This window comes from Pseudoalteromonas sp. S3260, from assembly GCF_005886925.1.
GTDB classification, from domain to species: Bacteria; Pseudomonadota; Gammaproteobacteria; order Enterobacterales; family Alteromonadaceae; genus Pseudoalteromonas; species Pseudoalteromonas tetraodonis.
This window is the reverse complement of the sequence record NZ_PNCV01000036.1, coordinates 16,315-30,164: the sequence shown is the minus strand read 5'-3', so window position 1 is coordinate 30,164 and position 13,850 is coordinate 16,315. Positions and strand designations below refer to the sequence as shown.

Sequence of the window (13,850 nt, the reverse complement as noted above, 5' to 3'; positions counted from 1 at the left end):
TAACATTGTTGATGATGCCATTTTGTAGTGTTATATTATATCACAACATAACAACCACGATTCGAAGTAATTATGACAAAGTTAACACTCATATCCTCAGCGCTACTGTCTGTTTTGTGTTCTAACTCTGCCCTAGCAGCAACGATTAACGGCACAGTAACAGATTCAAAAAAACAACCTATTGCTAATGCAACTATTCATGTTCACGGAAAATCACAAAGCGTGAAAAGCAATGAACAAGGTCAATTTAGTATCGACATAGATGCTAAAAGCCAATTACACATTAGTAAAGATAACTACATCGATTCACGTATATCGCTTGAGAATGTAGACGATACAATTACTGTTACATTAAAGCCGTCTTCGGTTGAAACTGTCGTTGTGTATGCCTCGGCCCTGCATAAAAATAGTTTAGAAATGATTTCACCTGTGAGCGTACTATCAGGGGATGAACTAAAAAATAAAGCTAAGCCGACGCTAGGTGAGACACTTAAAGGCATACCTGGCGTTAATGCTAGTTATTTTGGCCCTGTTTCATCAAGTCCGATTATTCGCGGCCTAGGTGGTCCTCGAGTTAAAATTACTCAAAATGGTTTGGATAGCAGCGATGCGTCTCGCATTGGACCTGATCACGCTACATCAAGTGACAGCCTAGCGGCAGAGCAAATTGAAGTGTTACGTGGCCCAAGCACCCTACTTTATGGCTCTGGTGCTATTGGCGGTGTAGTGAATGTGGTTGATAACCGTATTCCAACCAATAACATTGACTCTTTATCTGGGGCAGCACAATACACACACGATACAGTTTCAAATGCGAATACATTCGCAGCAAAACTAGAAACTGGCAGCGATAACTTTAATTTCCATTTTGATGGTACTAAACGCAGCGGTGATGATTACCAAACACCTCGTTTTAATTTACCAGATGAACATGAAGAAGGTGAAGTACATGTTGAAGGCGATGAAGAAACAGCTACTTCAGTTGAAAATACCTTTATAGACAGTGAAACAGTTAATTTTGGTACTAGCTATGTGGGTGAGCATTTAACCGTTGGATTTTCATACGGTAATATCGAAACAGACTATGGTATTCCAGGCCATTCACATGCTCATCATGAACACGATCATGCACATGAAGAAGCAGGCGAGCATGAAGAACACGAAGGTGAAGAACATGCAGAAACACCTGTTTATGCTCATTTAGAACAAGACCGTTGGCAGGGGCTGGTAAGTTATGCATTTCATGATAACTGGATTGAGTCAATCAACCTACGTCTTGGTTACACAGACTATACCCATAGTGAAATTGAAGACGGCGCTATTGGCACCACTTTTAGTAATGAAACCACTGAAGCACGTTTAAACGTAGAGCATCAATTAGGCCAATGGCATGGCATGATTGGCTATCACTATAGTGAGTCTGATTATGACGCGATTGGCGAAGAAGCCTTTACACCTGCAAGTATCACTACCACTCATGCGCTATATTTACTTGAAGAACGCAAGTTTGGTGACGTCACCGTAGAACTTGGCGCCCGTTTAGAAGATTATGAGATAAAAAGTGATGTAGATACGCATCAGCATAGCCATGATGACGAACCTGCATCAGCAGATGAAACTGTTAACTACACCCAAAGCTTTACTAATCTAAGTGCCTCAGCAGGTGCGATTTGGGAGTATATGCCAAGTCACAACCTAGCCGTTAGTTTGTCACATTCAGAGCGTGCACCACTTTCAGCGGAGCTACTCTCTAATGGTGTGCATATTGCTACCGGGACTTACGAACTTGGTTTGGGTTACCATATTGAAGGTAACGAAGCGCATTTTGAGCCTGAAGAAATTAAACAAGAAACATCAACTAATCTAGATATTAGTTTACGTCGCTTTAGTGGAGACTTTGGTTACACTGTCAACTTCTTCTATAACGACATTAAAAACTTTTATTATCAGCAAAACACAGGATTAGTGTTTGATGAAATGGATGGTTTTGAACCTGCTGCCATTGGTCACAGTGACGCAATTGATGTTTATCAGTTCACAAGTAAAGATGCTGAGCTGTATGGTTTTGAATTTGATGTACATTATCAAATAAACCCCAGCGCCATGGTAAAAGTATTTGGTGATTCTACTCGCGCCAAACTAAAAGATAATGAAGGAAATTTACCACGCATTCCTGCTAATAAATTGGGTTCAGAACTGCAATACACCCTAGGTAGCGCACAATTTACCTTAACAGGAACACATTATTTTGAGCAAAATGATATTAGTGCAAACGAAACAGCAACAGATGGCTATACATTGATTGATTTACAAGCCAATTATCAGCTTGATTTAGGTGCCGTTGACACACAGCTTTACCTAAGTGTTGATAACATTACTGATGAACTTGGTTTTGTACACAGCTCGTTTATTAAAGACACCGCGCCACTTCCTGGTCGTAACTTCCAATTTGGAGTAAGAGGCTACTTTTAAACAAAGATCAGTTTAATGAGCCAATAAAAAACCGCATTCATATTAATGAATGCGGTTTTTTCATAACTAAAATGTTATGTACGTTCTAATTAAAGAATTGCGTGTAACTCAACGTCGAATACAAGTGTTGAGTAAGGTGCGATTGCTGCACCGGCACCACGTTCACCATAAGCAAGCTCATGAGGAACGTATAAACGCCACTTAGTACCTACTGGCATCATTTGTAATGCTTCAGTCCAACCTTTGATCACGCCGCCCACTGGGAATTCAGCAGGTTGACCGCGCTCGTATGAGCTGTCAAAAACAGTACCGTTTACTAAAGTACCGTGGTAATCAACACGTACTGTAGACTCAGCAGTTGGCTTCTCGCCTTCACCTGTTGCAAGTACTTCGTACTGAAGACCTGACTCAGTTACTGTAATTTCAGGACGTTTTGCGTTTTCTTCTAAAAATGCAATGCCTTCAGCAGCGAGTACTTTAGCTTCTTCTTCACGACGAGCTTGGATCTCTTCGTTAATTTTTTCAAATGCAGCTTGGATCTCAGGGATCTCAACTTGAAAAGCACTGCCTGCATACGCATCTTTCATGCCTTCAAATACTGAATTTAAGTTTAAACCTTCAAAAGGATTAGCCTTAAGTTGCTCACCCATTTGTAAGCCAATACCGTAACTTGCTTTTTCAGCATCTGTAGTAAAATTATCTGACATAATGTGTTATTCACGTTTTGTTAGTTAAAAGACCCGTATATGCTATCACAAAATAAAAGCCGTTTGGTGCTAGTTTTTATTGAGTTTTTCTTTAATTAAACCAATAGCAAAGGTACACACAGGCAAACTGAGCAAAATTCCAACAAGTAAGCTCATCGACAATAATCCAGCCACACCGACCAGTAAAAGAGGCACAGCTACTAAACCGATAATGCCAATATAAAACGCGCCCCATACAGGCCAATAATTATCGTATTTTGTGATTAAATGCCCGGATAAAATATTAAACCCGATGCCATATAAGAAAGTCATCATCAGCGCATTATTTGGGTATGCATCAATGGCCATTTTTTGTAATAACGATATGGCACTTTGGTAACAATAACCAAACACAGTCCATAGCAGGATGTGCTTGAGTAAACGTTTAGAAAAGGATAACTCCGGGGACTGTGACATAATAAAGCTCCAGATAGCAAAAAACCGCCAATAAGGCGGTTTTTTAAATAATGGTGGAGAGATAGGGATTTGAACCCTAGAGGGGCTATAAACCCCTGCCGGTTTTCAAGACCGGTGCATTCGACCACTCTGCCATCTCTCCGTACGGCGCGCATAATAAGATCATACGCTTAGCTTGTAAAGCCCTATTTTAATAAAACCGGCTAAATAAATCAGGATAGTCATAAACCCTAGTAATATTGTTTAGGTCTGCGGGCAATCCAAGAACATACTAAACACACCAGTAAGCTGGCAGTTAAAAATGCAATACTTTGAAATATTAAATCGAAGCGGTTTAAATCATCACTTGGGATCACAACTAACACAAACGAAGGTAGGACGGTGAATAATAGAACATAGCAGCATATTTTAAAGGCTCTGCCAAAATCAAATCGTCGAGACTGTTGCATCCACCATGTTAGCAGTACTAGGACACCCATCGCAGTTGCAGCAATAAAGTGAGCTGCTTGTGTATTCATTGCAACATAAAATGTCGCAAGCGCGCCAACAACACCCCAGATTGACCAAGCAAACCAGTTTTCTTTTTCACGTAAAAATAAATTTCCCATCATTTTCGTCTTCTTTATCGTTATTATTGGTAAGACTTTCCATACATTAACAAAAAACAACCGATTAAAAAACAAACTGAAGAAGATTTATTGCGTATGGTGCTTCCGTGCGCTTCTCGCAGCTACAATATTAACCGCGGTAGTGTAACACGATTAACTTAATGAATTATGACTATATTGAATATAAAAAGTTCATCCTATTGCTACAAAAAACTAAAAAAGTTTTCTGGTTTATGGCGCGGTGACTTTTTACACTCAACTGCTGGCGTCCCTAAGTACAAATAACCCACTATTTCATCATCATCATTTAAGTTAAGCGCGTGTTTAACACTGGGGCTTTGTGCAAAGTAACCTGTGCGCCAAATACCGCCAAGCCCTTGTGCAAATGCGGCTTGTTGCATAGCCAGCACGCCACAGCCTGCACTTTGAACTTGTTCTATTCTTGGTACTTTTGGATGTTGTTGATATTTTGCAATGGCAATAATAATCATGGGTGCTCTAAGGGGTAACTCTTTAGCACGATTAATTACTTTTTCAGCTTGCTGCTCGGCCAAAGCGCTTTGATAATAAATTTCACCTAACTTATGACGTGCATCCCCTTGAACAATAATATATTGCCAAGGCGCAATACAGCCATGATCAGGAACTCTGAGCCCAGCCTGCTGAATAATGTTTAGTTGTTCTTCATTAGGGCCTGGCTCTGTCAGTTTTGCATCTGACTGGCGGGTTAATAAAAGCTCAATAGCATCCATTATAATTACTCAAAAGACAAAACAATAGCATACCATTGAAACCCTTAGGTTAAAATATAATGGGCACCCCGCTGTTATTATTTGCTTATCAAGAAAGTACCTAGGTTAAAAAAGTACACAAATAATATCGCAACCCAAATAGCCGTGTATTTGTACCATTACAAAGTGACGCTCGCCTTTTGCATGTAAATAATTAGGTCGAACTAATGAGAGGCTTTATCGATTTAATTTTGCCAGTTAAGCGTTGTAGCCGAGGCACCATTGAAAATCGCAATAGCGTATTTATTAGCTATACAAGGAATGGGGTAAGGTAAAAAACAACAATATAAGGGTCTGATTAAAAGTTAACTATCTTTAAAAAATAATCAGACCCGTGTACTTACTTAAATTGCATATTAAATACTGCGTGCAACTTGTAAAGCTTCAAATATAGCGCGCTTGGCATCAATAGCAGCAGCGAGTTTAGCGCCACCAATAACATGAACCTTGGCGTCCTCTGCTTGTGCCTTAAATAACTCGTCGTTAGACACTTGACCAATACAGGCAATAACCGTATCGACTGGCAGTACTTGAGTTTCACCAGCAACACTAATGGTTAGGCCGTTTTTATCAAAACGATGGTATTGGCAATTGGCAATTTGTTTCACACCATGTTGTTTGGCAACTTGACGATGGATCCAACCAGTAGTTTTACCTAAGTCACCACCAAAGCGCCCTGCACTGCGTTTTAGCATATAGAGTTGACGTTCATCTTTATGCGGCTGAGGTTCACACTCTATGCCCCACTGGGTTTTAAAGTCGCTGATGCTTTGTGATTTATGTTCGCTTAAAAATGCCACCATATCAAAACCTATACCGCCTGCGCCTAAAATCGCAATCGAATTACCCAGCTCTACTTCACCGCGTATAACTTCATCGTAAGCAAATACACGCTTATTATCGCTGCATTTAATCGTAGCTTCACGTGGTCTTACACCCGTGGCAAATACCACATCATCAAACTCAGCTAGCATACTGTCACTAAATGCTTTACCTAATTCAATGGTGACGTTTAAACGCTTAAGTTCATTACTAAAGTAAGCTAATGTATGATTGAAGTCTTCTTTACCAGGTATTTGCATAGCTAAATTGAATTGCCCACCCATATGTTGCTTTTGGTCAATAAGCGTTACATTGTGACCTTTTTGCGCTAAGTAGCAACTTGAAGAAAGCCCAGCAGGACCCGCTCCAACCACTAAAACATTTTTAGCTATTGCGGCTTTTTCTAGAGGGTAATCAAGTTCAAAACCCGCTTGTGGGTTAACTAAGCACGTGGCACGTTTACCTTTAAATACATGATCTAAACAACCCTGATTACAACCAATACAAATATTAATATGCTCAGATTGCTTAGCCGCGTATTTATTAAAAAATTCAGGATCAGCTAATAATGGACGCGCCATAGAGATTAAATCAGCCTCACCCGCCGTTAAAATATCATTGGCAATCTCTGGTGTATTAATGCGGTTTACCGCAATAACAGGCACGCTAATGACATCTTTCAACCTCTTTGACGCTTCTTTAAATGCGCCTGGGGGTACCATGCTTGCAATTGTCGGTACCCGTGCTTCATGCCAACCAATGCCAGTATTGAAAATATCAACACCTGCTTTTTCAAGTGCAATAGCTTGTTGTGTTACTTCCTCAGGAGTTGAGCCATTCGGAATTAAATCGATAACAGACAGTCTAAAAATAATTAGAAATTTATCTGAAACTTTAGCTCTTACTGCTTTTACAATCTCAACAGCTAAACGCATTCTGTTTTCAAGACTGCCACCAAACTCATCGTCTCGTTTGTTTGTATGCGGTGCCATAAATTCATTAATTAAGTAACCTTCAGAGCCCATCACCTCTACGCCGTCGTAACCTGCTTTTTCTGCTAAATATGCAGAGTGAGCAAAATCTTTAATGGTTTTTTTAATTGAACTTAAAGACATAGCCTTAGGTTTATAAGGGTTGATCGGTGCTTTTATCGCACTTGGGGCTTGATTGAATGGATGATAGGCATAGCGCCCAGCATGCAATAACTGCAGGCAAATTTTACCACCATGTTGATGAACAGCTTGCGTATAAGCACGGTGTTTAAAAACATCATAATAACTATTAAATGATGATGAAATAGGCGTTAACTTGCCGCGAAGATTAGGGCTATATCCCCCCGTAATGAGCATTGCTGTGCCACCTTTAGCACGTGCTTCATAAAAAGCACGTAGGCGTTTACGATTATGCCATCCCTCTTCGAGGCCGGTATGCATTGATCCCATTACTAAACGGTTGCGTAATTGTGTGTGTTTTAGTTCTAATTTTTGTTCTAACATCCTGTGCCCCAATAACTGGTCTAACCTGTGTGCATTTAGTCAATTCTGCTTTAATGACCAACAATAAGCAATATATGAGCAGATTAAACTTAATAATTTTTTAACTTAAAACCTGTTGACTGCGTTTATCTTGACCAATAGCGTGAGTTAAAAGTAGTGACTACAGCCATAATTTCAATAATTATTTATTAAATAAACACGTGTTTAATCTCAAGTGTAATTGAATTTATAAATGTTTCGTTACGATTTAGCAGTTAAATTTATTTATATTCTACGCTAAGATGGCAATAACGTTTTAGCTGTACCAATTTAAGGAGCTATTTTGATAGCAAAGGTATTTAAAGGTATATGGACGGGGATCAACTTCTCACGTCGTTTAATACTCAACGTATTGTTTTTATTTTTGGTCGTCATTTTTATCGTATCGGTATCAAGTGACGGTGATAAAATTATTGTCGAAGAGGGCTCTGTTCTTAGACTTAACCTTAATGGCCCTATTGTCGAAGAAAAAACCTATATAGACCCTGTTGAAGCCGCTATTAATGATGCAACGGCCAGTGCTGACTCACCCAGTGAAATATTGCTCGACGATGTAGTTGAAGTAATTAATGAAGCAGCACAAGACTCGCGTATAAGCGCTATTTTGCTTGATTTACAAGAAATGCCAAAAGCACATTTAAATAAGCTCAAACAAATTACGCAGGCACTTGAAACATTTAAAGCAACTGGTAAAAAAGTGATTGCCTCAGGGTATTACTACACCCAAGCACAATATTACATTGCCGCGCATGCAGACGAAATTGCGATGCATCCTTATGGTAGTGTGCTTATTGAAGGCTACGGTATGTATCCGCTTTACTTCAAAGACGCATTAGAAAAGTTAGAAGTCACTCAGCATATATTCCGTGTAGGTACCTTTAAATCGGCCGTTGAACCGTTTATCAGAAACGATATGTCAGAGGCAGCTAAAGAAGCAAACCGCGTATGGCTTGGTGCTTTATGGAATGAATATAAGCAAGACGTTAGTGCTGTGCGTCCTTTTGATGAGTCAAACTTTGATGAAACAATGGATGTTTATTTAGCTAAAATGCAAGCCGCTAATGGTGATGCCGGTAAGTATGCTCTGGATAACCAATGGGTTGATTCATTAAAAACCAATCAGCAAATTCGCCAACAATTAATTGAATTGGTTGGAGAAAATGAAGATGGAAAAACATTCAAACAAGTCTCTTTTGGTGAATACTTAAGTTTAGTAAAACCGCCTATTGAGTTTGATAACCCTATGACTGAAAAAGTCGCTGTTGTGGTTGCTAAAGGCACTATTGTTGATGGTGAACGCCGTGCTGGTGAAATTGGTGGTGATTCAACTGCAGCCCTACTTCGCAAAGCGCGACTTGATGACAAGGTTAAAGCGGTGGTTTTACGTATAGATTCAGGCGGTGGCAGCATGTTTGCCTCAGAAGTAATTCGTGCTGAAGTACTTGCACTTAAAGCTGCTGGTAAACCCGTTATTGCATCAATGAGCTCAGTAGCTGCATCAGGCGGTTATTGGATTGCATCGGCGGCCAATGAAATTTGGGCAGCGCCGAGTACAATTACCGGTTCAATTGGCGTATTTGGTACCTTTATGACATTTGAAGATACCTTAGCTAAAATAGGCGTGTATTCAGATGGCGTAGCGACCACCGAATTGGCAGGTTTTTCAATCACTCGCCCACTTAACGAGAAAATGGCTAAAGTTATTCAAATGAGTGTTGAAGAAGCGTATGGACGTTTTTTAGATGTGGTTGCTGAGGCACGTAATATGACCCCAGAGCAAGTTGATAAAATTGCCCAAGGTCGGGTATGGATTGCCTCTCAAGCTCAAGAGCTTGGTTTAGTTGATAAACTTGGTAATAAACAAGATGCGATTAAAGCAGCTGCAGAGCTTGCAAAGCTTAACTACTATGACGTTAAAACAATTAAGCAATCGCTTAGCCCACAAGAAAAAATGCTTCAAGATATTTTCGGCAGTGCCGCCGTTAAATCAGTACTTGGGCTTGAAACACAAAAAACAGCAGTATTAGCCAGCCAAGCTAATCTGCAAAGTGTTATTAAACAATTAAGCAGTGAAGTAGAAAACCTAAAAGATTATAACGATCCACAAGGTGTTTATGCCCGCTGTTTAGAGTGTACAGTTGCACAATAGTGCCTTAACAGGCTGTATTGATTAGCAGTTAGCGTTATACTAAGCCCAGTTTTTTTACTGGGCTTTTTTTATGAAACGTAAACGCATTTATATCGCTTACACTGGCGGTACCATAGGAATGAAAAAATCAATTCGCGGCTATATTCCTGCTGAAGGGTTTTTAACCGAAACCGTGGTTAATAACGCAGAGTTTAATCGTGAAGAAATGCCATTATTTGATATTCATGAATACTGCCCACTTATAGATTCTTCAGATATGTCACCGGCTCATTGGCAACTCATCGCCGATGACATAAAAAGTAAATACCAAGATTACGATGGCTTTGTGGTACTGCATGGCACCGATACTATGGCCTATACTGCATCAGCTCTATCGTTTATGTTTGAAAACTTAACTAAACCTATTATTGTGACCGGCTCACAAATTCCGCTGTCTCAATTACGCTCAGATGGTCAAGTTAACCTCCTTAATGCCATGTATTTAGCGGCTAACTACCCCATTGCAGAAGTCAGCTTATTTTTTAATAATCAGTTGTTCAGAGGCAATCGTGCAACTAAAGCCCATGCAGATGGGTTTGATGCATTCGCCTCACCTAACTTAGAGCCGCTTGCGCTTTCAGGTATTAATATTCAGCTGATCAAAGGGCAATTAAGCCCGTATGTAGAAAATGAACTCCAAGTTACCCCTATTACACCGCAAGCAATTGGCGTGCTGTATTTATACCCAGGGATCAGCAAAGAAGTAGTAAAAAGCTTAGTTAATGGCAATATTAAAGCCCTCGTACTGCTAAGCTTTGGCGTAGGCAATGCGCCACAAGACCCTGAGTTTTTAGATATTCTGGATGAAGCAAGTAAACGGGGTGTTATCATTACTAATTTAACCCAATGTTTAAAAGGCCAAGTGAACATGGGCGGTTATGCCACGGGTAATGCGCTGTTAAACATAGGCGTGATCAGCGGTTACGATATGACCTTAGAAGCATGCTTAACTAAGCTGCATTACTTGTTTAGTCAAAACCTAGAAATTGAAACAATTCGCCATTTAATGCAAGATAACCTACGTGGTGAGCTGACCCGTTAAGTAATCAGTTAGGCGAATAACAAAAAAGGACGCTACTTAGCGTCCTTTTTGATTACTTAGATTTTATTAACGAACTTTTGCGTCAATATCAACTAAGTCAGTTAAATGACACGTTTCACCACTGTGGGTTTTAATGCCATGCTCACCAAAGTAATCACGCTGGGCTTGAACTAAGTGCCCATTACTTGGTGTTGTTAGCGTTGCTAAGTAGGTTTGTGTTGCACTAAGCACAGGAAACGCCAGACCCGTCATAACGGCTTGGCCAGTCACTTTACGCATCGCTAATGACTCTTTTTCAAGCGTGTCAATAAACTCAACGCCTTGCGCTACACTATCAAGGTAATCAGCACGGATAATACACCCTGCACGCCATGTTTGTAGCGTTTTCGCTAAATCAACTTTCCATTGATGAGTTCGTGAAGCGCCTTTAATTAATGCAAGTCCTTGACGATAAGCCAACAGGCTCGCAAGGGTAAACGCATCTTTTAATTCATCTAAATCAATATCAACTTGCGTGGTATTTTGTGCGCTGTATGTCATTTCTTGTGCGGCAGTGGTATTACACGCATTGGTTAAATGACGAGCTTGTACAGCAGCTACTAGCGACGGTACCGCAATACCTAATTCAAGGGCGTTTTGTGCTGTCCATAAACCGGTGCCTTTTGCGCCTACTTTATTGTCAATTAAATCTACAAGCGGCACATTATGCGAATTTTCAAGTGATAAAATATGGCTTGAGATTGACAGTAAATAGCTATTTAGCTGCCCTTGAGACCATTCGTTAAATATCTCTGCAATTTCTTTAGGTGACCGATTAGTGCCGTGACGCAATAGCTGATACATTTCTGCAATCAGTTGCATGAGTGCGTATTCAATTCCATTGTGAACCATTTTTACAAAATGGCCGCTAGCTGACTGGCCTACACGCGCAAAACACGACTCGCCTTTATAGCTTGCAGCAACCTTTGTAAACCATGGCTCGACACGCTCCCAGCCGCCTTCAGAACCACTGGCCATCATAGCTGGACCGTGACGTGCACCCTCAGCACCGCCTGAAATACCCATAGTGGCAAATTCAAACTTATCTTGGTATTTGAGCTTACGGTTAATACCGTCTTTATAATTACTGTTACCACAATCAACAATAATATCACTACACTGAACACCCGCTTCAATAAGCTCGTTGCAAACCGCATCAACTAACTCACCTGCAGGCACAAGTAATAAAATAGAACGCGGTGCTTCTAAACGCCTAACCATATCCCCTAGATCAGAGACAATGTGAAGTTTATCAGCCATGCCTTGTGATTTAGCACAACTTAGTAATTCTTCACCCGCATTTGGGTTTTTGTCATAAGCGACAAGCGTTATCCCTTTTTCAATCAAGTTCAGGGCAAGATTTTTCCCCATAACGCCTAACCCTACTAATGCAACTTGCATTTAGTGCCCTCCTCGGTAACAACTATTTGGTTAGTAAATTAAAATAATACCGCGTGCATTATACTCAGACCGCAGCCATGAGCAAAGCTACATGCATTTATTACAGTTAAAATAAACGCCGCAATTATATCAAACAACCGCCCTCTGAGGGGAAGAAATAGCAGTGCTATTTAAATTTTTAGATCATTGACGCCCTTTGACACCGGTGTCATAATGATGACATATTCATTTTGTATATAATAGTCGCAATGTTATAAAAATTGCATAAAACTAAAGATTGCTCTTTATTAGTAATCGCTAAAAACAAAATAACCGTCAACTTGCTTAAAAAAAGCACACAGGAGAATTTAATGTTAAGACGTACAAAAATAGTCGCGACACTTGGACCTGCAACAGATAGAGATAATAACTTAGAAAAAATTATTCGTGCAGGCGCAAATGTCGTTCGATTAAATTTCTCACACGGTGTTGCACAAGATCATAAAGACCGTGCACAAGCTGTTCGAGATATTGCAACTAAACTTGGTAAGCACATCGCGATTCTCGCTGACTTACAAGGCCCAAAAATTCGCGTTTCAACCTTCAAAGAAGGCAAAGTGACCTTATCTGTTGGTGCAAAATTTATTCTTGATGCCAAAATGGAAAAAGGCCAAGGCGATATTAACGCCGTCGGTATTGACTACAAAGAGCTACCACAAGATGTTGCCCCTGGTGATTTATTGCTTTTAAACGATGGCTTAATTCAACTCACCGTAGAAAGTGTTGAAGGTCACTTAGTTCATACCATTGTGACTGTTGGCGGCGTACTTTCTAATAATAAAGGGATTAACCGTTTAGGTGGAGGCTTAACGGCACCTGCATTTACGGAAAAAGATAAGGAAGATTTAATCACTGCTGCTGAAATTGGCGTTGATTACATTGCGGTTTCTTTTCCTCGCAGTGGCGATGATATGCGTTATGTGCGTTCACTTGCGGAGGCTGCAGGCTCTAATGCACAGCTTTTAGCTAAAATTGAGCGTGCTGAAGCAGTAGAAACACAAGAAGCAGTTGATGACATTATTTTAGCGTCTGACGCTGTTATGGTTGCCCGTGGCGACTTAGGTGTTGAAATTGGTGATGCTGCACTAATGGGTAAACAAAAACTCATTATTCGTCGCGCCCGTTCATTGAACCGTACCGTTGTAACCGCTACGCAAATGATGGAATCGATGATCGATAACCCTATGCCAACACGTGCAGAAGTTATGGATGTTGCCAATGCAGTACTTGATGGCACAGATGCAGTGATGCTTTCTGCTGAAACAGCCGCTGGTGATTACCCGGAAGAAACCGTTGCTACTATGGCGCGTGTTTGTTTAGGTGCTGAATCCCAAAAAGAAACACACGTTTCTAAACATCGTTTAGACAGCCGTTTTTCTTCTAATGCCGAATCAATTGCCTTATCAGCTATGTATGCAGCTAACCACTTAGACTCTGTTAAAGCGATTATTACCCTTACTGAGTCAGGTAGTACGGCAAAATTGATGTCGCGTATTAGCTCTGGACTGCCTATTTATTCACTTTCACGTCATGCAAGTACATTAGGTCAAACAGCACTGTATCGTGGTGTTTACCCTGTATTTTTTGACTCTACAAAATGTGAAAAAGATAGCATGGTTAAAGATGCATTAAGCACACTTGTAGCCGCAGGCTCTTTACAAGCAGGCGATACCGTGATTATTACCCACGGTGATGCGATGGAAACGATTGGTGCAACCAACACGATGAAAATAGTCACGGTTTCGTAACT

The 13,850-nt window shown here is 40.4% G+C and carries 10 protein-coding genes and 1 tRNA gene; 4 read left to right on the top strand and 7 right to left on the bottom strand.

Going from position 1 to position 13,850, the window contains the following annotated elements; genetic code table 11:
• Positions 1 to 72 precede the first annotated feature (72 nt).
• Positions 73 to 2,472: a TonB-dependent receptor gene (locus tag CWC14_RS06940; protein ID WP_138562044.1), complete on the top strand. Its 2,400-nt coding sequence runs from the start codon at positions 73 to 75 to the stop codon at positions 2,470 to 2,472.
• 89 nt (positions 2,473 to 2,561) lie between these two features.
• Here CWC14_RS06940 and bamJ read toward each other — a convergent pair whose 3' ends face one another.
• The 6 genes from bamJ to CWC14_RS06910 form a co-directional block, all read right to left on the bottom strand.
• Entirely contained in the window at positions 2,562 to 3,179 is a 618-nt protein-coding gene (gene bamJ / locus CWC14_RS06935; RefSeq protein ID WP_008112467.1) for a BamJ family beta-barrel-assembly machinery protein, read from the bottom strand.
• Positions 3,180 to 3,248: 69 nt separating this feature from the next.
• Entirely contained in the window at positions 3,249 to 3,572 is a 324-nt protein-coding gene (locus CWC14_RS06930) for a hypothetical protein (protein WP_138562122.1), read from the bottom strand.
• A 114-nt stretch (positions 3,573 to 3,686) separates the two neighbouring features.
• Positions 3,687 to 3,777, bottom strand: a tRNA-Ser gene (locus CWC14_RS06925).
• Between the two features lie 88 nt (positions 3,778 to 3,865).
• Positions 3,866 to 4,243 (bottom strand): hypothetical protein, encoded by a 378-nt coding sequence (locus CWC14_RS06920; protein ID WP_024601029.1) that lies wholly within the window; start codon positions 4,241 to 4,243, stop codon positions 3,866 to 3,868.
• A 203-nt stretch (positions 4,244 to 4,446) separates the two neighbouring features.
• Positions 4,447 to 4,995: an NAD(P)H nitroreductase gene (locus CWC14_RS06915; protein WP_138562042.1), complete on the bottom strand. Its 549-nt coding sequence runs from the start codon at positions 4,993 to 4,995 to the stop codon at positions 4,447 to 4,449.
• 395 nt (positions 4,996 to 5,390) lie between these two features.
• Positions 5,391 to 7,352, bottom strand: coding sequence for an oxidoreductase (locus CWC14_RS06910; protein WP_138562040.1), 1,962 nt, complete (start codon positions 7,350 to 7,352; stop codon positions 5,391 to 5,393).
• A 322-nt stretch (positions 7,353 to 7,674) separates the two neighbouring features.
• Here CWC14_RS06910 and sppA point away from each other — a divergent pair, with 322 nt between their 5' ends.
• Positions 7,675 to 9,540 carry a signal peptide peptidase SppA gene (gene sppA / locus CWC14_RS06905; RefSeq protein WP_008112457.1) on the top strand — a complete coding sequence of 622 codons (1,866 nt, stop codon included), beginning with the start codon at positions 7,675 to 7,677 and terminating at the stop codon, positions 9,538 to 9,540.
• Between the two features lie 70 nt (positions 9,541 to 9,610).
• Positions 9,611 to 10,621 carry an asparaginase gene (ansA, locus tag CWC14_RS06900; protein WP_008112456.1) on the top strand — a complete coding sequence of 337 codons (1,011 nt, stop codon included), beginning with the start codon at positions 9,611 to 9,613 and terminating at the stop codon, positions 10,619 to 10,621.
• 66 nt (positions 10,622 to 10,687) lie between these two features.
• On the opposite strand, the gene gnd is transcribed toward ansA, so the two are convergent.
• Positions 10,688 to 12,061 (bottom strand): NADP-dependent phosphogluconate dehydrogenase, encoded by a 1,374-nt coding sequence (gnd, locus tag CWC14_RS06895; protein WP_013464864.1) that lies wholly within the window; start codon positions 12,059 to 12,061, stop codon positions 10,688 to 10,690.
• A gap of 350 nt (positions 12,062 to 12,411) precedes the next feature.
• Here gnd and pyk point away from each other — a divergent pair, with 350 nt between their 5' ends.
• Positions 12,412 to 13,848, top strand: a complete 1,437-nt coding sequence (gene pyk, locus CWC14_RS06890; RefSeq protein ID WP_008112452.1) for a pyruvate kinase — start codon at positions 12,412 to 12,414, stop codon at positions 13,846 to 13,848.
• Positions 13,849 to 13,850 lie beyond the last annotated feature (2 nt).